Source organism: Polaromonas sp. P4_F4, assembly GCF_056401355.1.
Genome location: NZ_JBFUJO010000003.1, coordinates 226,234 through 245,851 on the forward strand (window position 1 = coordinate 226,234; position 19,618 = coordinate 245,851).

Consider the following 19,618-nt stretch of genomic DNA (forward strand, 5'->3'; position numbering starts at 1 on the left):
GCATGCGGTGTTTTCCCGGTATTGCCGGATCTGCCGCCAGCCCGGATACTCTGCGGCAACATGAGCGCCGACCCTCTTCCCGCACCCCACCTCATACCCGACCCCGGACCCCGCCCCGGCGGCATCCGCCTCCACACCGAAACCAACGAGGCGCTCACAGCGGCCAGCCGCAGCCTGCAGGAACAGCTGGTGCACCTCGGCCTGCAGCGCTACGTCGACATGACGCCCGTGCGCCCGTCGCCGGACAACAAGGGCGTTGAACAGAGCGTTCATCTGCGGGCCGACCTGGCTGACCGCTGGGCGCCCGGCCTGGACACCACCGGCCTGAACCAGCACCTGCAACTCGATACCGGGCAGCGCAACGACGACCTGGACCGGGAAATCCTGCTGGCCATGCTGCTGAGCCCGGTGGGATTTTCGTTTCCCAGCCATGCAGAGCTCGCGTCGGCGGTGCGCATTCGCCGCAACATCGTGCTGGCCGCGCGCAAGACGGCGTTGGCCTTTCACACCAGCGAGGCGGAGCGGCCGCACGACTGCTGGACCTACGCCGAGGGACGGGGCTTTACCGTGCGGCCGGGCCACGCCCTGATTGCGGCGCTGCAGAAAGCCACCCAACCGGAGGACTCGGGCAAGCTGTACTCCTTTTCGTGCTACCGGGCCACCGAATACGTGATCCTGCTGGCGATTGCGCAGGAGCTCGAGCGCAGCAATCCGGCACTGCTGCACCAACTGCAGCAGCAGTGGGAGCGCCGGGCCATCATGTCGGGTCAGTTCCATGACGTGTTCCTGCGCGAATACGGCTCCATGGAGGCGCCGCTGCCGCCCCGGTATTACGTGCCGGGCGACCGCCTGTGGTTTCGCAACCCGGACCCGCACTCATCCGATGTGACGGGCTATGAGGGCTCCTGGGTGTTTTATCTGGGCGGCGGGCTCTTCACCAATTTCTGGAAACGGGAGCAGCCCTACACCTTGACATCCAAATGCCTGGAGCTGTTTCATTGGCGCCATGCCACTTACACGGATGCAGCCGGCGAGTTGAAGATCGACGAAAACATTGTCGAAGCCCGCGTGCAAGACTCGCTGGCCGACGCGACCCAGGCGGCGCAAATCCTGGAGTTGATGCTGCGCCTGCGGGAGCCCAAGGGGGTGTACCAGTCGGGTGGCTGCATAGACACCTCGCGCGAGTACCCGCGCTGGATCCGCCCGGAGACGGCCGACCTGGTGCTGCCGCCCGCCTGAACCGCGTCGCTTCAGTCCGGCCCGTCAACGCGATTGAAGGCGACGTGGGCCATACGTTGCCTTGGTTGCCTTGGTTGCCTTGGTTGCCTTGGTTGCCTTGGTTGCCTTGGTTGCCTTGTTTTGCCAGCAAGGTCTCCTTGCTGGCACTTACTTCGCCGGCATGCCGCTGACGCGCCAGATCACATTGCCGACATCGTCGGCCACCAGCAGCGCGCCGCGCGGGTCCATGGCCACGCCCACGGGCCGGCCGTAGGCCTCGCCGTCAGCGCTCAGAAAACCGGTCAACACATCGACCGGAAGGCCCGCCGGCTTGCCCTTCACAAAGGGCACGAACACGACCTTGTAGCCACTGTGCGGCTGGCGGTTCCAGGAACCATGCTCGCCGACAAATGCGCCGCTGGCCAACAGCGGCGGCATGGCCTGGCCGCTGGAGAAAACCAGGCCCAAGGGCGCAACGTGGGAACCCAGCGCGTAATCGGGTGCGATGGCTTTGGCCACCAGGTCGGGCCGGGGCGGCTGTACCCGCGCATCCACGTGCTGGCCGTAGTAGCTGTAGGGCCAGCCGTAAAACCCGCCGTCGCGCACCGAGGTCAGATAGTCGGGCACCAGGTCGCTGCCGATCTCGTCGCGCTCGTTCACCACCGTCCAGAGTGCGCCGCTTTCAGGGGCCCATCCCATGCCGTTGGGATTGCGCAGGCCCGAGGCAAACACGCGGTAGCTGCCGGTTTTGGGGTCGATCTCCCAGATCGCGGCGCGGCCTTCTTCAGCCGCCATGCCGCGCTCGCCGACATTGCTGTTGGAGCCCACCGTCGCATAGAGTTTGCCGCCGTCGGCGCTGGCGATGATGTTCTTGGTCCAGTGGTGGTTGATGGGGCCGCCCGGCAAGTCCACCACCTTGACCGGCGTAGCAGCGATGCTGGTTTGCCCGCTCTGGTAGGGAAAGCGTACCACCGCGTCGGCATTGGCCACGTAAAGCGTATCGCCCACCAGCGCCATGCCAAACGGCGAGTTCAGGTCTTGCAAAAACACCGTGCGGGTCTCGGCTTGGCCGTCGCCGTCGGCATCGCGCAGCAAAGTGATGCGGTTAGCCGAAGGGCCCGCGGCACCGGCCCGCTTCATCGCCCATTTCATGATCATGCCCTTGAGGCCCTTGCCATCTTCGGGCTTGGGTGGTGCGTTGCTTTCTGCCACCAGCACGTCCCCATTGGGCAGCACATAGACCCAGCGCGGATGGTCCAGGCCGGAAGCCAGGGCGGTGACGGCCAAGCCGGCCATGGGCGTGGGCATCACGCCGGCCGGCCAGCCTTTGGCCGGCGCTATGTTCACGGTGGGAATCAGGCGGGTCGCAGGCTTGGGCAGCGTCGGGTTGGCGCCCATGTCTGCGGAAGGCGGCAGCCGGGTCACGTCACCACAGGCGGCCAGACCGCCCAGCAGCAGGCAGGCCCATGCACCGCGCAGCACCGCTTTCAGGTGGACGTGCCGCTGGAAAGGAACAATCAGCGACTGCATCAATCAGCCCTCCTTTAAAACCGGTGTTTACCCGGCAGGTAGACGCCCAGATGGACGCCTGCTTGCGCCGATGTAAAAACGCCCCGCGCAAGGCCTTGAAGCGGGCGTTTTGACTATCCGTCCTTTGGGTGGCCTAGCCTGTCAGCCGCCCGCGCGGCGCAATGTCAGGGTTTTGCTTCCCGCGTGACCTGCCTTCTCCGTCTGCCACCCAGGCCCTGCGCGTAGCCGACGGCTGGCTGGAGGGGGAATTCGTCCGCAAAACATGAAGGACTTTTTGCCTCAATCTTCCAGTGCAGACAATTCATCTGATTTAGCCGGTTTTTTAGAATTTAAATTCCGTATTTTGGAAATAACCCAGCAAATCCAGCAAATTATTCGGCAGTGGCTACCCGATAATTGAGTCACACTGCGGCAGGGCTTACCGGTCAGGCCCGCAGCACAAGGCTCCAGGCAGGTTACCCCCGGCCTGGGGCCTTGTTTTTTGAGGCCCTAAATCTGCACCCGCGTTCCCAGTTCTATGACGCAGTTATTGGGCAGGCGCATGAAACCCACCACGCTGCCCGCATTGCGGGACATGGCGGCAAACAGGGCTTCGCGCCAATGGGCCATGCCGGCCCCCCTGGTCGGCACGACCGTTTCACGGCTCAGGAAGTACGACGTTTCAAACAGATTGAGGGCCAGCCCCTGGGTGCGGCAGAGTTCCAGGGCCTGTGGAATGTCGGGCGTGTTCTTGAAGCCGTAATTCACCTGGACTTTCCAGAAACCCGGAACCAGCGGCGTGACCTGCACGCGCTCTTCGAACGGAATCCAGGGCACCTCGTGGAACACCACGGTGAGAATCAGGTTGCGCTCGTGTATCACCTGGTTGTGCTTGAGGTTGTGCAGCAGCGCCTGCGGCACGGTGTCCGGGTTGGCGACGGCATACACCGCCGTGCGCGGGGTGCGGTGCATGTCGTCGTTCGCCAGGCTGGTGATGAAGGGCAGCAGTTCCGGGTCGTCCTGACGGATGTTCTCGATCAGCAATTCACGTCCGCGTTTCCAGGTCGCCATGACCGTGAAAATGGCTACGCCCAGCACCAGCGGGAACCAGCCGCCCTGCCAGAACTTGAGCGAGCAGGCGATGACCAGCACGGTATCCAGCGCCAGGAACACCCCGGTGGCGGCAATCGCTACAGGCAGCGGGTAGCCCCAACCATGGCGGACGACGAAAAAGGTCAGCACCGTCGTGATCAGCATCGTCATGGTCACCGCGATGCCGTAGGCTGCCGCCAGCGCAGACGAACTGCCGAAGCCCACCACGGCCAGCAACACCGCCACCAGCAGGATCCAGTTGACCTCGGGCATGTAGATCTGCCCGGCTTCCCTGGCCGACGTGTAGTTCACCTGCATGCGCGGCAGCAGGCCGAGTTGAATCGCCTGCCTGGTCATGGAGTAGGCGCCGGAAATCACCGCCTGGGAAGCAATCACCGTGGCACAGGTCGCCAGCAGCACGGCAGGAATCAGCCAGGCCTGGGGGTACAGACGGAAAAACGGATTCTCCAGCGCCGAAGGGTCGCGCATCAGCAGCGCACCCTGGCCCATGTAATTGAGCGCCAGGGCGGGCAGCACCAGGCCCATCCATGCGAGCTGGATGGGCCGTTTGCCAAAGTGCCCCATGTCGGCATACAGCGCCTCAACGCCCGTGAACGCCAGCACGATGGCGCCGACCGCGACAAACAGGTGCCACCCCTGTGCATGCAAAAACGCCACGGCGCGCAAGGGGTTGAGCGCCGCCAGGATGGCCGGCTGCTGCATGATCTGCACGACACCCGTGAACGCCAGCACGGCGAACCAGAGCACGATGACCGGGCCGAACAGCTTGCCCACCACGCCGGTACCGTGGCGCTGCACCATGAACAGCCCCATCAGCACCGCCAGGGAAATGGGGAGCACATAAGGTTTCAGCCCCGGCGCCACCACCTCCAGCCCTTCGACCGCGCTCAACACCGAAATGGCGGGGGTGATCACACTGTCGCCGTAAAACAGGGCCGCACCCAGCACCCCGGTCAGCAGCAGTGCGGTACGCCGCCCCGGCGTCTTGCCGGCGGCCTGGGCCGCCAGCGCCGTCAATGCCATGATGCCGCCTTCGCCACGGTTGCTGGCACGCAGGATCAGCAGCACGTACTTCAGCGTGACGATCATCATCAGGCCCCAAAATATCACCGACACGGCGCCGATCAGATGGGTGGCATCCAGGGGAATACCGGTGGCCGGGCTGAAGATTTCCTTCATGGTGTAGAGCGGGCTGGTGCCGATGTCGCCATACACCACGCCAATGGCGCCCAGGGTGAGCGCGGCCACCCCCTGCCTCTGCGAAATTTGATTCATTGAAAGCGATCGATGAAGAACAGGACTGCACTATCGCCGTGCCTGCATCAGGAACGCATAAGGATGACACCGGACAAGCGCCGTCCTCAGAGCCTGCGCCGACTCATTCCGTTTCCAGATCAAGCGTGAACGCGAAGGCTCGCCGCAGACAGTGCTGTAGCACGGCAAGGCGGGCCGACAAAGTGCACGTTTGATCTGGAAATGGAATCAGGCGTCGGCCAGCCGGTAGCCCACCCCGGTCTCTGTCAGCAGATGCCGCGGCTCGGCCGGGTCCTGCTCGATTTTTGCGCGCAGCTGGGCCATGTACAGCCGCAGGTAATGCGTGTGCTCGGTGAATTCAGGACCCCAGACATCGACCAGCAGTTGCCGGTGCGTCACCACGCGGCCGGCGCTGCGCACCAGGCGCGCCAGCAGCTTGAATTCGGTCGGCGTGAGATGCAGGGTTTCACCGGCGCGCTGCACCACATGCGCCGCCAGGTCAATGCGCAGATCGTCCAGCTCATGTATCGTCACGGCGGCGGCCAGCGCCGTGCCGCGATGCCGCAAGGCAACCCGGATGCGTGCCAGCAGCTCTCCCACGCTGAAGGGTTTGGTGAGGTAGTCATCCGCCCCCGCATCGAGCAGCGCGATCTTCTGAGCCTCCTGATGGCGGGCCGACACCACGATGATGGGCACCGACTTGTGCCGGCGCACTTCGCGCACCAGTTGCACGCCATCCCCATCGGGAAGCCCCAAATCGAGAATAATGACATCGGGCGGGTCATGGCGCAGCAGCGCGCCGGCCTCGCTCAGCGAGGCCGCGGTCTGGACGTCAAAACCCTCGACGGCGAGGGATGACTGCATCAGCGCCCGTATTTCCCGGTCGTCTTCCACGACCAGCACCCGCAGGGTCATGGCAGCTCCTTCCCGGCAGGTTGGGCCTCGATCGGCAGGCTGGCGGTGAAACAGCTGCCACCCCCACTGCGGCGCCTGAGCGTCAGCCGCCCGCCATGGGCGGCGGCAATGGCGCGGCATACCGCCAGGCCCAGTCCGGCACCCCGGTGGCCGGACTGCTCGCCGCGCGCATAGGGCTCGAAAATCGTTTCCTGATCTGCCTCGGCAACGCCGGGTCCGCGGTCTTTCACCGCGATCTCCAGTTCCTGGCTGTTGACGCTCGCACCCGCCCCGCCCTCCATACCCAGCGCACCGACTGTCAGGTCGATGCTGCCATCGCTGTATTTCAGCGCGTTGTCGAGCAGGTTGCCCAGCATCTGGGCGAGCAGCACCGGGTCCGCCCTGACCAGCGGCAAGCCACTCGCCACTCTGGATTTGATGCGGCGCTGCGGGTCACGCTGGCGCACGCGCGCCAGCACGGCGCCGACGATCTCCTCGATGGACTCCCAATCGCGGCGAAGTGCCTGCTCCGAGCTCGACAGCCGCACGAATTGCAGGGTGTTCTCCGTCACCTCGGTCAGGTAGGACGCCTCATTGACAATGCTGTCGAGCAGCCGGTCCTGATCCGGCAACGGCAGCCGGTCGCGCTGGGTTTGCAGGGACGATGCGGCGCCCACGATCGCGGCCAGCGGGGTGCGCAGATCGTGCGACACCGCGGCAAGAAAGGTGCTTTGCAGTTGATGGCGTTGCATCTCGCCCTGCGCCTCGGCGACCGAGGCACTGAGGCGCAGCCGCCACAGGGACTGCGCCAGCAAGGCACACAGCGCCTGCGCATGCTCCCGGCCGTCCGTATCGCCAGACAGCGCGGGACGAACGCAGGCCGCGCCGACAACAGTGCGCTCCTTGTCGCCCAGCGGAAGGTACCAGGCATTGAGCCCCGGCCAGCGTCCGGTTCCCGGCCCGAGCACGGCAGCCTCGGTCATGCAGCAGCGCAGGCCATCGAGCACGGGGGCCGGCTGCGCGGCCGCATCGGGCGTCTCCTGCGGCTCATTGGCCAATATCAGGGTGCAAGGCCCGGCGAAGGCAGCGTCCAGCGCCTGCCGCCCCAGCGACAGGACTTCCGCCGGTGACGCCGCGCTGGCCAGGTCGGTGGACAAGCCCTGCAACTGGCGCGCCCGCCGTTCACTCTGGCGGGCCATCTCCGACTCGCGCCGAAGACGCGTCGCCAGATGGCTGATGACCAGCGCCAGCACCAGCATGGTCGCCAGCCCGATGAAGAGCTCGCGATTTTCGACGACCAGCGTCCAGCGCGGCGGCACAAAAAAGAAGTTCAATGCGGTGACGGCGCCGACCGCGCAAACAGCCGATTCGATCCAGCGCAGCCTGTACGAGGCGATGACGACGGCCAGCACATAAACCATGGCCTGGCTCATGAGCGCCACATGCTGGTCGAGCAACATGCTGACAAGCGTGGCCGCCACCAGCAGCAGCGCAACCGTGACCCAGCCTCGGGCTGATGCGACACCGCCTTCCCGGACCGTTGGAGCATTCATCATGCGATCAGCGTAACACCGGGCACATCAGGAACGTATAAGGAACGCAGACGCGGACAAGCCCGCCCCGGTTCGAGTCGGGCGTCAGAACGCGGTCTTGGTGCTCAAGGTATCGGCCGGCAACTGGTCTATCTCCCCCAACAGTTGCGCCAGACTGCGACCTGCAGCCCCCAGCAGCGCACGGCCTTTGTCGGCAGTGGCCGCAGCGGCATTGCCCACCGCGCCCTGCGGGTTGTAGTCCTGCATCTGCCAGGCCAGCTTGGCGCTGCGGCCATCGCCCAGGATGCTGAATTTCCCGGCCCGGTCCTGCGAGGTGGAATGAAAGTCCCGCGCCTTCGTCATATCCACCTGATCGGGCTTGAGGGCCAGCATCATGGACGTTTCAATCTCGCCGGCATGAATGCCAAAGCGATGCTCCTGCGCGCTGAACAGGTCTGCCACGGAATCCCCTTGCTCGTTGACGAGAGGCAGGTTGAACCAGTTCACGCTGTACACCAGCATGCCAAGGCGCGCCCGCAGGTCACGCGCCACCACATCCAGCAGCCCCACCTGACCACCGTGCGAGTTGAGCAGCACGAGTTTTTGAACGCCTGTCGCCGCCACCGACTCGGCGATCCCGGTCCAGAGCTGGATGATTGTTTCGGCTTTCAAGGTAAGCGTGCCCGCAAAGCGCGTGTGCTCGGGACTGAAACCAACCGACTGCGTCGGCAAAAACAGCACCGGCAAATCCGCAGGCAACTGCGGCAGCGCGGCGGCAATCACGCCCTCCACCAGCGTCGCATCCACATTGAGCGGCAGGTGCGGGCCGTGCTGCTCAATCGCCGCGACCGGCAGCACGGCAATGGCACGGGCCATGTCGAGCCGCGCAAAGTCGGGACTTTTGAGGTCAGCCCAGAAACGGGAGGCAGCGATGGGGACGGCCAGGGTGGGCGTTGCAGGGTTCATGGGCGTATTTTGGGGGCATTTCGACGGCGGCTGAAGGGGCCGGCTTCAACCACCTATGAAACAGCCTGCGACCTCGCTTCGCGCAACGAGGCAGCCAGCAGGCCAAGCCCCAGAGCGCCGACAATGACCGACGCGATGCGGTTGGCGACATGTCGTGTGCGGGAATAGGCGCTTCGGACTCGCTCGCGAGAGAACATGTAGGCGAGCAGCAGGTGCCAACACAGCGCATTCACCACAACCATTGCGACCGCCGACACCTGAAGAAGCAGGCCCGGCTCAGCTGGAAACGACGCAGCAAAGACGCTGCCGAAGAACAGTGCCGCCTTGGGATTGGTGATGTTGGTGAGAAAACCGAGACGAAAGGCTGCCAACGCAGAGGCTGACGTGGCACGCCCGTTCAAGGCCATGCTGTTGGAGCGCCACAGGCGACTGGCGACATACAGCAAGTACAACCCGCCAGCGATTTGAAGTGCCAGACGCAACTGGGGAAATGCCTGAAAGAAGGCGTGCACGCCGAGCACCGCACAACTGGCCCATATGCAAGCGCCGACAGTGACGCCCATCGCCGCGAATGCCGCGCTTCGCGCACGATCACTCGCCGCCAGCTGAGACACCAGCAGCACGTTGGCACCGGGACTGAGCAGCGCAGCAACGTGAAGAAACCAGATGCCAAGGAGAGTTGAGAGCATGAAGAGACCTCTTCGGAAGGGGAAACCCATTATCCCCAAGACAATGAAACGTTGCCGTGAATGTACTTGCCGTGCATCGCACGCATGCAAGAACTTCGACAGGCTCAGCCCGAACACTGAAAATTTAACGGCGCCAGTTATTTTGCTAATCATTCAACAGCCTCTTTTTCCCGCGCCACGCACGGGATAGAAGCACAAGGCGCTGATAAATTCAAACCCGCACATGGCGAAGGACGGCGAGGGGTCAGCCCTCGACATCAAAGAACCCTTTGTACATATTGATGCTTCTCTCTTCGTTCTTTGGGAGCAAAGAGACCAACTCCGTGGCGAAAGGCTCAGGAAGCCCCGTTCCCCGGGTGATCCGGCTGTCGATATACCAGTCGGCCCTGTGCCGCTTGAGTGCTTTTTCAATGAGAAAGCAGTTGGCCATGGCCCAGCTCGACGTCTTGAGCACTATGGCACGCGGCTGCCCGGCGGGTGAGCCCTGGAAGACAGGGGTGGTCAGCGTGTCGTCCGGGAAGGTGCGCCCCCTGACCGCCATGGCATAGGTACGGATGCCGGACTGAAGCTCCAGCGCGCGCTTGAATTCGCTCAGCTCATGCAGAACCGCCAGCCTGGTGTGCGCCGGCGTCGTGTTGTACGAGAGCAGCAGTACCGAGTCATTCCAGACGTATCCGTGGCTGTGGTGTGGCAAGCCTGAATTGATCTTCTCGACCGCGAACCGATGCATCTCGATCATCGCCAAGGATGCGCGACCGCTTGCCGCGTCGCCCTTCGTTCCCACGAAGTCGAATGCCGTCACGATGCACGCAGGCCAGTCGATGGAAGGGCTGGGCGTCATGTGGCTCGACGCGCGGACTATTCCAACCTGGCCTCGCGTTCGGCGAGCAGCGCACGCAATACGGAACGATGGCAATGCGATTCGTCTTCGCAATAACACCCGACGGAGAAGTTGGCGTGCTGCGACAGCGTGGCAAGCAGATCGAGTGTCCGGCTGTTGTCGGGTGTGGCCATTTCGGTGCGGTACTTCTTGATGAAGGAAAGCCATTCTTTCGGCGTTGTGGCCTGCTGGGAAAACTTCATGGTGTCGACGCTGGGCGCCAGGTTGGGGAACCAGACGTCGTACCAGTTCTGCGCAGCAAACGCCTCTTTGGGAACGCCGCGTGGCGGACGGCGGACCGTGCCAATGCGGGTGCCTTCATCCTCGAGTCGCGCGCTACCCAGCCTGACAACACGAATGACCATGTGTATCCCCTCGGTTCGGCGTCATGTTTACGCTGCGCGTTCCGGTTGAAGATGCCTTGTTCAGTTGGGCTCCAAACCCTTGACCTTCAGGACCACCTTCGTGGCTGGGGTAGTCAGCACATCAATGAACGCCTGAGCGGCACCGGGGTCCTTGGCTCCGGCCGCCGCAGCCGCCGTAAACGCGGAGTAGACCTGAACTTCCGACGGAAGCGGGCCGACCAGTCGAGCACCCTGCACATCAAGAATCTCACTGATCTGGGTAAAGCCCATTTCGACCTGACCCGCTGCCACGGCCTCCGGTGCGGTTGTTGTGGTAACCACAACAGTCTTCGCGCTCATCACGTCGGTGATTGCAAAGCGCTCGAATATTCTCTTCATGATTGGCCCCGTTGCGCCCTGCGCGGAGTACGCAATCGACTTCGCGGATAGCAGCGCCTGCTTCAGTTCCTCGCCTGTAGTGATGGGCCGTGTGGCGGCCCCTTTCGTGACGGCAATACCGACGCCTGACCTGGCCACATTGATTCGGCCGTCCTGTGTCAGCCGGCCCTGTTTGATCAAGTCGTCTACTGCGGCAACCGTCAACAGCGCAACGTCACAAGGCGCGCCCCTTTCGATTTCAGCCTTGAGCTCCGCTGTTGTCGCAAATCGCAAGGTTAGCTTGTGCTTGGAGTCGCGTTCAAACGCTGGGGCAATCTCCTCCAATACGGACTTTGCCGCCACCGTACTGAAAACAACGATCTCCGCCGCTTGAGCGCTGGCGCTTAACGCGCCCCACAACGAGACCGAAATTGCCGCGATCGCGGCGACAGAGCGAAGTGCCATGGTATGTCTCCTGATTAATTAGGCTGACCACTGCATTGCACAGGTCTGCGGTGCGCAGTGATTGCCCACACGGAAAGGCCACGTCACGCCTAACGAATGAAAGGGACTTCCCCGGCCGAAGCTAGCCGGGGGAAGTGCGAACTTTCATCAACTCACCCGGAAGGGGAAATCATGGCCATTATCACCATGGGGATTGCTCTCGCCAAGAGCATCTTTGCCGCGCATGGCGTGGATGCGTTTGGCGCACCCACACTTGTGCACCCGCGTCCCACGCGACGCCTTGCCGGGATTGATGGCCAAACGGCCACCGCTACCGGCTTTTGGCGGCGGTGGCGATGTAAAGGCTGGCGCTCAGCGCTTGCCCAGCGACGCCAGCACCGCGGCGGCGTCGGCGTCCTCCACGCAGGGCGTGACCACGATCGGGAGCAGGTCGGCCCATTGCGCCTGAAAGAGGTACAGAGCCTTGGCGTCGCCAGACTCGATGACCGCGAAGCCCTGGCCGTTCATGCCGTGCCAGCGTCCCAACATCTCCACACCCTTGGGCGGCGCGCCCCCGGTCTCCAGAAAACGCGCCACGGCGGCGCTATACGTACCCGGCGGCAAGGTCCAACTGAGGATGTACTTCATGACAATCTCCAGAAATCATTGACAAGGCTTGCCGCTGCTTGCACCTCGGCCTCGCGGCATCCCTATCCCATTGGCCGACCTGGGGCTTGGGAAGCGTACTCCGCAAATCAGTCGAACGGAAGCCCCATCCGTTCTTGTTTGCAACATGAGGTGAAGCGAAGGCTTCGACCGGTTCAGTCCGAACGGTGAAAACTGGAACTGCGCGCTTGCGCAGTTCAAGCGGCCGCCGCAGCCTTCTGTATCTCCTCGCGATGCGCCTGCTGACTAACATGCCGGCTTTGCCGCTCAGCCCTGAGCTTTCCGGACACGGCCGGCAAGGCAAGCCGCTCGGCACTCAGCAGTTCAGCCAGGCATTGGGGCCGCCCCCGCGCCCCACTGGCCCGGTAATCCGCCATCAACGCGGCGCGCACTTCGCCCGCCGCCAATCCGCGCGTCAGGGTGAGGTGCTCAAACAGCAGATCCACCAGCTTCTCCAGCGCAAATTCGTGCGTCTTGCCGGTGGTCTGCCAGAGCCAGTCGCTGAAAGCCAGGAAATGGTTGAACGCCGAACCGGGCTCCAGCAGCAGTTTGAGCCCCAGCGCAAACCGCCCCGAGTTGGCCACCATCTCCCAGTAGCGCGCAAAGCGGTTGATGCGCTGCATGGTGGCGAAGTCAATCGTCGAATTCTGCAGAATCGTGTAGGGCGTCTGCGGGTCGTAGGCCATGGCAAAGTCGGCCGTGTGCCGGGTAATCGGCGTGCCGCGCAGGCGCTTCAAAATGCCAAACTGGATTTCGTGCGGGGCCAACTCATACAGGCGGTCAAACCCCTGGGCAAAGCTTTCCAGCGTTTCACCGGGCAGGCCAAAAATCAGGTCAGCATGCACATGCGCCTGGCTCTGCCCCACCAGCCAGCGCAGGTTGTCAGCGGTTTTGACGTTGTCCTGCTTGCGTGAAATGCGCTGCTGCACCTCGGGGTTAAAGCTCTGGATACCGACTTCAAACTGCAGCGAACCGGCGGGGAACTGCACGATCAGAGCTTTCAGCCGGTCGGGCAGGCTGTCAGGCACCACCTCAAAATGCACGAACAGATCGGGCGCGGCCTGAATCCGGCCGTCCGCATCCTTCATGCGGTCCAGGAAAAACTGCAGGATGCGCACCGAGTGCTCCACCTTCAGGTTGAAGGTGCGGTCGACAAACTTGAAGTTGCGCGCGCCGCGCCGGTAGAGCGCCTCCATCTCGACCATGAACAGGTCCAGGTCAAAGGCCCAGGCGGTCTTGTCGAGCGAGCTCAGGCAGAACTCGCACTTGAAGGGGCAGCCGCGCGAGGCCTCGACATACAACAGGCGCTTGGCCAGGTCTTCGGCGGTGTACTCGCCGTAGGGCAAGGCCAGTTCCGCGAGTGCGGGCTGCTCGCCGGCAATCACCTTCATCAGCGGCTTCGGGCCATCCAGCAGGGCGCGGCAGAGTTTGGGAAAGCTCACATCGCCCCAGCCGGTGACCACATGGTCAGCCAGCCGGCAAATCTCCTGCTCGCCCGTTTCGTAGCTGACCTCGGGCCCGCCCAGCACCACCTTGATGTCCGGCCTGAGGGTTTTCAGAAGCCGCACGACCTGGGTGGTTTCGACAACGTTCCATATATAGATGCCCAGGCCGATCACCGCGGGGTTGAGCGCCAGCAACTCCTCGACAATCTGCATGGGCCGCTGCTGGATGACGAACTCCCGCAGCTGCGTCTGTGCACGCAGCCCCGCCCCGCCATGCGCATCCATATTGGCCAGCAGGTAACGCAGGCCCAGCGAGGCGTGGATGTATTTGGCGTTCAGGGTGGCAATTACGATGCGCGGCATGGGCCTATTATCGGAGTTGCACCCGCAGGGGGCTGTAATAAAGCCCCTGGCGGTCTGACCCACCACCACACAAACCCGGCAATCAACCACACCACCCCCTGAATTTGCCTTGATCTGGCCCTCCTTCGGTCCCGCGGCGCCCGGTTTTGACCAACCGGCCGCGATGATGAAGGCTAGGGCCGCCCCGGAACTAAAGCCGCCGCCCTCTGCTCACACCTCGACCATGAATTTCAAGTGTTCCCCGTTTGCTGCGTTTTTTGCTGCTGTTTTGATAGCTGTGGGCGCAATAAGTACGCTGACTTATGCCCAAAATACCCAAAATGACCAGAATTCCCGGGATTTCCAGGCAAATTTCCTGAACCAGGGTGGCCGCCCTGCATCGGGCGCCCTGGTGACCACCGAGCAGGTGCGTGCCGAACTGCTGGCCTGGGCCCCCGAGGGCGTGGAGGCGAGCAAGCCGCTCTGGCTGGGCCTGCAATTGACGCACCAGCCCGAATGGCACACCTACTGGAAAAATTCCGGCGATTCCGGCCTGCCGACACAGCTGGCGTGGCAGTTGCCGGCCGGCATCACGGCCGGTGAGATCGCCTGGCCGACGCCGAAAAAAATCCCGGTCGGCACGCTGGCCAACTATGGCTACGAAAACACCGTGCTGCTGCCCGTGCCGCTCACGGTGGCGCCCGGGTTCAACGGTGCCCAGCTCAACGTCAAGCTCAATGCCGCCTGGCTGGTCTGCCGCAAGGAGTGCATCCCGCAGGAAGGCGAGTTCACGCTGAGCCTGCCGGTCAAAAGCTCCACGGCGCTGAGCGGCAAGGCCTTTCAGGCCACGTTTGATGCCACGCCCACCGCCTTGCCGGCAGGCGCCAGCCAGGTCGAAGTCAGCGGCAAGGCCATCAAGGTCGTCCTGAGCGGGTTGCCGGCTGGCCTGCAGGGCAAGACCCTCGATTTTTTCCCCGAAACCGGCAGCCTGATTGAGCCGGCGGCGCCGTGGCAGCAAGCCTGGCAGGGCGCGGTGTGGACGGCGCAAGTGCCGCTGTCCGGCCAGCGTACCGAGAGCCCCACGCAGCTGCCGCTGGTGGTCGCTTTCCAGCAGAGCGCCTATCGCATCGAAGCACCCGTCAAGGGGCCGTGGCCGGCCGTGGCCGCTGCCGCCGTGGTGCCGCCGGCGCTCGAAGCCGCCCTGAAGGCCAATGCCTCGGCCGGTGCCGCGCCGGTGCAGGCCAGCGGGCCGCCCCTGAGCCTGCTGGCTGCGCTGCTCGGTGCCCTGGTGGGCGGCATGATTCTTAACCTGATGCCCTGCGTGTTTCCCGTGCTGGCCATCAAGGTGGTGAGCTTTGTGCATGTGAAGGACCCGGGCACGCGCCTGAGCACCGGCCTGGCCTACACCGCCGGCGTGGTGCTGTCGTTTTTGGCGCTGGGCGCCCTGCTGCTGGGCCTGCGGGCCGCGGGCGAGCAACTGGGCTGGGGGTTTCAGCTGCAAAACCCGGCGGTAGTTGCCGCACTGGCCGCCCTGTTCACGCTGCTGGGCCTGAACCTGGCGGGCCTCTTCGAGTTTGGCCACTTCCTGCCCGACCGGGTCACCCGCCTGCAGTCCACGCGACCGACCATCAACGCTTTCCTGTCGGGTGTGCTGGCCAGCGCGATTGCCTCCCCCTGTACCGCGCCGTTCATGGGAGCCTCGCTGGGGTACGCGGTGGGCTTGCCGGCGCTGCAGGCGCTGGCCATGTTTTCCGCCATCGGCCTGGGTATGGCCTTGCCCTACCTGGCCGCCAGCGCGGTGCCGGCAGTGGCGCGCGTGTTGCCACGTCCCGGCCACTGGATGGTGACCTTTCGCCAGCTGATGGCCTTCCCGATGTTTGCCACCGTGGCCTGGCTGGTCTGGGTGCTGGGCCAGCAAAGCGGCATCGACGGCGCCGGCGCCCTGCTCGCCCTGCTGGTGCTGATGGCACTGGTGCTCTGGTCGCTGACCCTCCAGGGCCGGACACGGACGCTGTTTGCGACTTTTTCCATAGCGCTTGCTGCGGCCGGCGTACTGACAATCGGTCAAAACATCACCAAGCCGCTACAGGCGTCGGCAGGTCCCGCCATCGCCACCTCCGGAAGATGGCAGGCCTGGGAGCCGGGCCGGGTCGACCAGCTGACAGCCCGGGGCCAGAGCGTGCTGGTGGATTTCACCGCCGCGTGGTGCGTCACCTGCCAGTACAACAAGAAAACCACGCTGGCCAACACCGCCGTGCTGGCCGACATCGATGCGAAAAACGTCGCGCTGCTGCGCGCCGACTGGACGCGCCGCGACCCGGCAGTAACGGCGGCGCTGACCCAGCTGGGCCGCAGTGGCGTGCCGGTGTATGCCATCTACAAACCGGGCCAAGCTCCGGTCATCCTGTCGGAAGTGCTGTCGGTCGATGACCTGCGGGCTGAACTGGCCAAGCTGTGACCCTGCGGTTTGTACGAATTGGTAACGCCGCGGGAAATGCCTGTCAGAAAATGGTAAGTTAGCCAGCAAGCACAGCATCCTTACCCCCACACGAGGTATTTGCCATGACACAGGTTTCCCACGCGGAGCGTATTCCGCACATTCTCAAGCACATGCAAACCATTGCGGTGGTCGGGCTGTCGCCCAAGCCGCATCGCGCCAGCTTTGGCGTGTCGCGCTATATGCAGGCCCAGGGCTACCGCATCATCCCGGTCAATCCCAACGCCACCGAGGCGCTCGGCGAGAAGTCCTATCCCTCGCTGACCGAAGCCGCCAAGCATGAAAAGATCGATCTCGTGAACTGCTTTCGCAACAGCGAAGACATCCCACCCATCGTCGATGAGGCCATCGCGATAGGCGCCAAAGCCGTGTGGATGCAATTGGGCATCGAGAACCGGGCGGCGGCCGCCAAGGCGCAGGCGGCCGGGCTGCTGGTCGTGCAGGATCAGTGCATCAAGGTCGACCACACCGTGCTGCTGTCGCGCGGCCTGATATAGGCCGATCAAGTCCGACAAGGCGGGCACGCTGCTGCGGCCATCACGGCCTCCGTCTCCTCGCCGTGCCCGCTGTACGCTGTACGCTGTTGCCGGCGGGGCTGATCGCCACCATCCCTCCTTTCCTCAACCTGAACGGGCGCGGCCAGCTATTTAATCCATAGCAAGCCGCGTTTGATGCTTGCGGCATTCCGGCTTGTCCCCGAGAATGCCGCATGCCCACGCCGCGTCCCCCTGTACCGTTTCCCTTCCTGCTGCCGGGTCTGCTGGCGCTGCTGCTGGCGGGCTGCGCCGCTACTGCGCCCGCGCCGCGCGGCGAGGCACAGTCCGCACCCGTGACCTCCTCGGAACTGGGGCAATCCGACGTGAACCGCATGGCCACACTGGGCATGCGCGACAACCTGGAGAGCCTGCTGCGCCTGGGCGACAAGCTCTACCGGCGCAACCCCGCTGAATGGCGAAAAACCGGCCTGGCCAGCCGCGAGGCTGCGCTGGCCCAGCTGCGCAGCGCCGTGGAGAACCGCAGCCCCTGGCCCGAGCTGCAGGGCAAACGCGACATCGCCGCCCTGTCGCTGGCACTGGCCGGCGACTTCAAGGGCGACCGCGTGGCGGCTTTCATTTACGCCAGCGCCGACATGCTGGTCACGGCCCACGGCGGTAAAACCAGTTTCTACCTGACCGATGCGCTGGACGCCCAATACATCTACAACGCGGCCCGCAACATCGAGATCGCGGTGTGGCTGCTCTCCAGCCGGCGCAACAGCGCAGGCCAGCCGCTGCTGCTGGCCGACGAGATTTCCGAGCGCGAGCGCAACCTGAGCTTCGAGCGCGAGTTCGGCAAGATGATCGGCCGGCTCGACCTGCTGGCGGTCGTGCTGACCGAAAAATACCGCCGCGCCGTGATCACCTATGTGCAGAACCTGCTGGGGGGCACCTTTCTGCAATTCTTGCCGGTTAGGTAAGCTCACCCCCGTCTCGGCTCACTTCGTGTAGCCGGATCCCCCCTTGCAGGGGGCGACTGCTGTGGCCCGGCATAGCCGGTTCCACGCCGTCACTTGCTTGGGCCCGGCGGAGCCGGTTCCGCGCTGCCACTGGTGGGGGCCGGAATGTTGTGGCTCTGGGGCGGAGACAATACCTCTGTTTGTCATTCGTTTTTCGGAAGATGCCATGCCCGACAACTACCTGCCGCAGGTCAGAAGCCAGTACGAAGCCCTGCCCTACCCCCCGTGCAATCCGGAGGACGAGCGCCAGCGCCTGGTGCTGACCTGGCTGGAAGACCTGCCGATGATCAACCACTACTGCTTTGCCGGAAGGCAGTCGTTCCGCAACGGTTTCAGGGCTTTGGTGGCGGGCGGTGGCACGGGTGACGCCACGATCTTCCTGGCCGAGCAGCTGCGCGCGACCGACGCACAGATCGTGCACCTGGACATGAGCGAGGCGAGCATCGCGCTGGCAAAGGAAAGGGCGCGCATTCGCGGCCTGAACAACATCACGTGGGTGCACGACTCGCTGCTCAACCTGCCCCATCTGGGCCTGGCGCCCTTCGACTACATCAACTGCAGCGGCGTGCTGCATCACTTGGCCGACCCGGACCTGGGTTTCAGGGCCCTGCGCGCGGTGCTCAAGCCCGAGGGCGCCATCGGCCTGATGGTCTACGCCACGGCGGGGCGCACCGGCATCTACCAGATGCAGGCCCTGATGCGGCTCGTCAATGGTGCGCAGGCTGACGACCAGCGCAAGATTGCCAACACCCGCGACCTGCTGGCCAGCCTGCCGCCCAGCAACTGGTTCAAGCGCAGCGAAGACCTGCACCACGACCACAAGGCCGGGGACGCGGGAATTTACGACCTGCTGCTGCATTCGCAGGACCGTTCGTACTCGGTGGGCGAACTGTTTGACTGGCTGGGGCACGATGCCGCAGGCGCGGGAGGGCACGGCCTGCACCTCGAATTCACCGACGTGCAGCGTGGCCGTTCGCCCTACCTGCCGCACATGGTGCTGGGCAGCCAGCCACCGGCCATGGCCGGCGAACTGCGCAAGATGCCGCGCCGACGGCAGTATGAGATGGCCGAACTCATGATCGGCAACATCATCACCCATTCGCTGTACGTCACGCGCGATGCCGGCTGTACCGCGCCTTACGGCAATGCCGAATACGTGCCTTTTTTCTTCCATGAGCCGCTGACCGGCGACGTCGCGGCACAGGTCTTCAGCAGCAACCGCGGCCAGCCTTTCCTGCTCCGGCACCAGCACTCCGGCGTGTCGGTGATGGTCAACCCCGGCCGATATGGGCCGCAAATCCTTCGCCTGATTGATGGCCAGAGAACATTCGGCGAGATTTTTGAACAGTTTCGCGCAGACTGGCGCGGCCAAGCCGCCGCACCGGACAACGCGGCGCTGTTCACCGATTTTTCAGAATCATTTGAAGCCCTGAACGCGCTGGACCGCCTGCTGCTGAGGCATCCGGAAGCCGACACGGCTGTGACGCCCTGACCTTCCTGCGGCACGGGGTGGCCAAGGCGTGGGCGCTGCAAGGCTCAGGCCCTCTGGGTAAAGAGATCCGGATTCATCGCTGGCGGGGGCGGGTCGGGCACCTGCAAATCGACCACCACCACCAGTTCTCCACCGAAACGGCCAATGCCAAGGCCGCTCATCAGGCGCCGCTCTTCTTCGGGGGATGCCATTCGCACAAAGCACAAGGCCTGCTGCTTGCCGGCTTGCGTGGCCAGCAGGATGTTGAGTTGGGTGACCGAACCAAATCTGGCGCACCGCCGGCCCAGGGCCGATCGCAGCGCTGTCATGTCGGGGCATCGTCCCAGTTCGTCGAGTTCCTCAGTCGTCATCAGCCATTTACCCCCCTGTATGTGCATTCAGCATCGCGGGTGGCAGACAGGCGTTTGATGAGGCAAATGCGAACTGCACTGTAGGACAAGGTCGCCGTCCGGTAAAAAAC

At 64.0% G+C, this 19,618-nt stretch carries 17 protein-coding genes; 5 read left to right on the plus strand and 12 right to left on the minus strand.

Annotated elements, in window-relative coordinates; translation table 11 throughout:
* Positions 1-60: 60 nt before the first annotated feature.
* Positions 61-1,239 (plus strand): hypothetical protein, encoded by a 1,179-nt coding sequence (locus AC1DUR_RS05360; protein ID WP_477721418.1) that lies wholly within the window; start codon positions 61-63, stop codon positions 1,237-1,239.
* A gap of 147 nt (positions 1,240-1,386) precedes the next feature.
* Here AC1DUR_RS05360 and AC1DUR_RS05365 read toward each other — a convergent pair whose 3' ends face one another.
* The 11 genes from AC1DUR_RS05365 to AC1DUR_RS05415 all read right to left on the minus strand — a co-directional run bounded on the left by AC1DUR_RS05365 (position 1,387) and on the right by AC1DUR_RS05415 (position 13,695).
* Complete coding sequence (locus tag AC1DUR_RS05365) at positions 1,387-2,748, minus strand: PQQ-dependent sugar dehydrogenase (RefSeq protein ID WP_477721419.1); 1,362 nt, start codon at positions 2,746-2,748, stop codon at positions 1,387-1,389.
* Between the two features lie 489 nt (positions 2,749-3,237).
* Positions 3,238-5,115 carry a potassium transporter Kup gene (locus AC1DUR_RS05370; protein ID WP_477721420.1) on the minus strand — a complete coding sequence of 626 codons (1,878 nt, stop codon included), beginning with the start codon at positions 5,113-5,115 and terminating at the stop codon, positions 3,238-3,240.
* Between the two features lie 207 nt (positions 5,116-5,322).
* A complete protein-coding gene (locus tag AC1DUR_RS05375; RefSeq protein ID WP_477721421.1) occupies positions 5,323-6,009 on the minus strand; it encodes a response regulator in 687 nt (228 codons plus the stop codon).
* Complete coding sequence (locus tag AC1DUR_RS05380; RefSeq protein ID WP_477721422.1) at positions 6,006-7,541, minus strand: ATP-binding protein; 1,536 nt, start codon at positions 7,539-7,541, stop codon at positions 6,006-6,008. The genes AC1DUR_RS05375 and AC1DUR_RS05380 overlap by 4 nt, the downstream gene beginning before the upstream one ends.
* A gap of 84 nt (positions 7,542-7,625) precedes the next feature.
* Positions 7,626-8,486 carry a creatininase family protein gene (locus AC1DUR_RS05385; RefSeq protein ID WP_477721423.1) on the minus strand — a complete coding sequence of 287 codons (861 nt, stop codon included), beginning with the start codon at positions 8,484-8,486 and terminating at the stop codon, positions 7,626-7,628.
* A 53-nt stretch (positions 8,487-8,539) separates the two neighbouring features.
* Entirely contained in the window at positions 8,540-9,175 is a 636-nt protein-coding gene (locus tag AC1DUR_RS05390; RefSeq protein WP_477721424.1) for a LysE family transporter, read from the minus strand.
* Between the two features lie 244 nt (positions 9,176-9,419).
* Complete coding sequence (locus AC1DUR_RS05395) at positions 9,420-10,016, minus strand: hypothetical protein (protein ID WP_477719138.1); 597 nt, start codon at positions 10,014-10,016, stop codon at positions 9,420-9,422.
* A 17-nt stretch (positions 10,017-10,033) separates the two neighbouring features.
* Positions 10,034-10,420 (minus strand): DUF488 domain-containing protein, encoded by a 387-nt coding sequence (locus tag AC1DUR_RS05400; protein ID WP_477719139.1) that lies wholly within the window; start codon positions 10,418-10,420, stop codon positions 10,034-10,036.
* A 60-nt stretch (positions 10,421-10,480) separates the two neighbouring features.
* On the minus strand, positions 10,481-11,242 hold the full coding sequence (locus tag AC1DUR_RS05405; RefSeq protein WP_477721425.1) for a molybdate ABC transporter substrate-binding protein: 762 nt from the start codon (positions 11,240-11,242) through the stop codon (positions 10,481-10,483).
* 351 nt (positions 11,243-11,593) lie between these two features.
* The gene (locus tag AC1DUR_RS05410) at positions 11,594-11,869 is read right to left on the minus strand and encodes a DUF3303 domain-containing protein (RefSeq protein WP_477719141.1); all 276 of its coding nucleotides are present in this window, start codon (positions 11,867-11,869) and stop codon (positions 11,594-11,596) included.
* A 215-nt stretch (positions 11,870-12,084) separates the two neighbouring features.
* A complete protein-coding gene (locus AC1DUR_RS05415; RefSeq protein WP_477721426.1) occupies positions 12,085-13,695 on the minus strand; it encodes a B12-binding domain-containing radical SAM protein in 1,611 nt (536 codons plus the stop codon).
* A 388-nt stretch (positions 13,696-14,083) separates the two neighbouring features.
* Here AC1DUR_RS05415 and AC1DUR_RS05420 point away from each other — a divergent pair, with 388 nt between their 5' ends.
* From AC1DUR_RS05420 to AC1DUR_RS05435, 4 genes are all read left to right on the plus strand, one after another.
* Complete coding sequence (locus tag AC1DUR_RS05420) at positions 14,084-16,132, plus strand: protein-disulfide reductase DsbD family protein (protein WP_477721475.1); 2,049 nt, start codon at positions 14,084-14,086, stop codon at positions 16,130-16,132.
* Positions 16,133-16,236: 104 nt separating this feature from the next.
* Positions 16,237-16,668 (plus strand): CoA-binding protein, encoded by a 432-nt coding sequence (locus AC1DUR_RS05425; protein ID WP_477719144.1) that lies wholly within the window; start codon positions 16,237-16,239, stop codon positions 16,666-16,668.
* A gap of 212 nt (positions 16,669-16,880) precedes the next feature.
* Positions 16,881-17,627, plus strand: coding sequence for a hypothetical protein (locus AC1DUR_RS05430; protein ID WP_477721427.1), 747 nt, complete (start codon positions 16,881-16,883; stop codon positions 17,625-17,627).
* 205 nt (positions 17,628-17,832) lie between these two features.
* Positions 17,833-19,158, plus strand: a complete 1,326-nt coding sequence (locus AC1DUR_RS05435) for a class I SAM-dependent methyltransferase (protein WP_477721428.1) — start codon at positions 17,833-17,835, stop codon at positions 19,156-19,158.
* Between the two features lie 44 nt (positions 19,159-19,202).
* Here AC1DUR_RS05435 and AC1DUR_RS05440 read toward each other — a convergent pair whose 3' ends face one another.
* Positions 19,203-19,508 (minus strand): hypothetical protein, encoded by a 306-nt coding sequence (locus AC1DUR_RS05440; RefSeq protein ID WP_477721429.1) that lies wholly within the window; start codon positions 19,506-19,508, stop codon positions 19,203-19,205.
* Positions 19,509-19,618: the final 110 nt, after the last annotated feature.

Excerpts from the sequence above, each read along its gene's own strand:
- AC1DUR_RS05360 (WP_477721418.1), top strand. The coding sequence starts at position 61 with ATGAGCGCCGACCCTCTTCCCGCACCCCACCTCATACCCGACCCCGGA.
- AC1DUR_RS05365 (WP_477721419.1), bottom strand. The coding sequence starts at position 2,748 with ATGCAGTCGCTGATTGTTCCTTTCCAGCGGCACGTCCACCTGAAAGCG.
- AC1DUR_RS05370 (WP_477721420.1), bottom strand. The coding sequence starts at position 5,115 with ATGAATCAAATTTCGCAGAGGCAGGGGGTGGCCGCGCTCACCCTGGGC.
- AC1DUR_RS05375 (WP_477721421.1), bottom strand. The coding sequence starts at position 6,009 with ATGACCCTGCGGGTGCTGGTCGTGGAAGACGACCGGGAAATACGGGCG.
- AC1DUR_RS05380 (WP_477721422.1), bottom strand. The coding sequence starts at position 7,541 with ATGAATGCTCCAACGGTCCGGGAAGGCGGTGTCGCATCAGCCCGAGGC.
- AC1DUR_RS05385 (WP_477721423.1), bottom strand. The coding sequence starts at position 8,486 with ATGAACCCTGCAACGCCCACCCTGGCCGTCCCCATCGCTGCCTCCCGT.
- AC1DUR_RS05390 (WP_477721424.1), bottom strand. The coding sequence starts at position 9,175 with ATGCTCTCAACTCTCCTTGGCATCTGGTTTCTTCACGTTGCTGCGCTG.
- AC1DUR_RS05395 (WP_477719138.1), bottom strand. The coding sequence starts at position 10,016 with ATGACGCCCAGCCCTTCCATCGACTGGCCTGCGTGCATCGTGACGGCA.
- AC1DUR_RS05400 (WP_477719139.1), bottom strand. The coding sequence starts at position 10,420 with ATGGTCATTCGTGTTGTCAGGCTGGGTAGCGCGCGACTCGAGGATGAA.
- AC1DUR_RS05405 (WP_477721425.1), bottom strand. The coding sequence starts at position 11,242 with ATGGCACTTCGCTCTGTCGCCGCGATCGCGGCAATTTCGGTCTCGTTG.
- AC1DUR_RS05410 (WP_477719141.1), bottom strand. The coding sequence starts at position 11,869 with ATGAAGTACATCCTCAGTTGGACCTTGCCGCCGGGTACGTATAGCGCC.
- AC1DUR_RS05415 (WP_477721426.1), bottom strand. The coding sequence starts at position 13,695 with ATGCCGCGCATCGTAATTGCCACCCTGAACGCCAAATACATCCACGCC.
- AC1DUR_RS05425 (WP_477719144.1), top strand. The coding sequence starts at position 16,237 with ATGACACAGGTTTCCCACGCGGAGCGTATTCCGCACATTCTCAAGCAC.
- AC1DUR_RS05430 (WP_477721427.1), top strand. The coding sequence starts at position 16,881 with ATGCCCACGCCGCGTCCCCCTGTACCGTTTCCCTTCCTGCTGCCGGGT.
- AC1DUR_RS05435 (WP_477721428.1), top strand. The coding sequence starts at position 17,833 with ATGCCCGACAACTACCTGCCGCAGGTCAGAAGCCAGTACGAAGCCCTG.
- AC1DUR_RS05440 (WP_477721429.1), bottom strand. The coding sequence starts at position 19,508 with ATGACGACTGAGGAACTCGACGAACTGGGACGATGCCCCGACATGACA.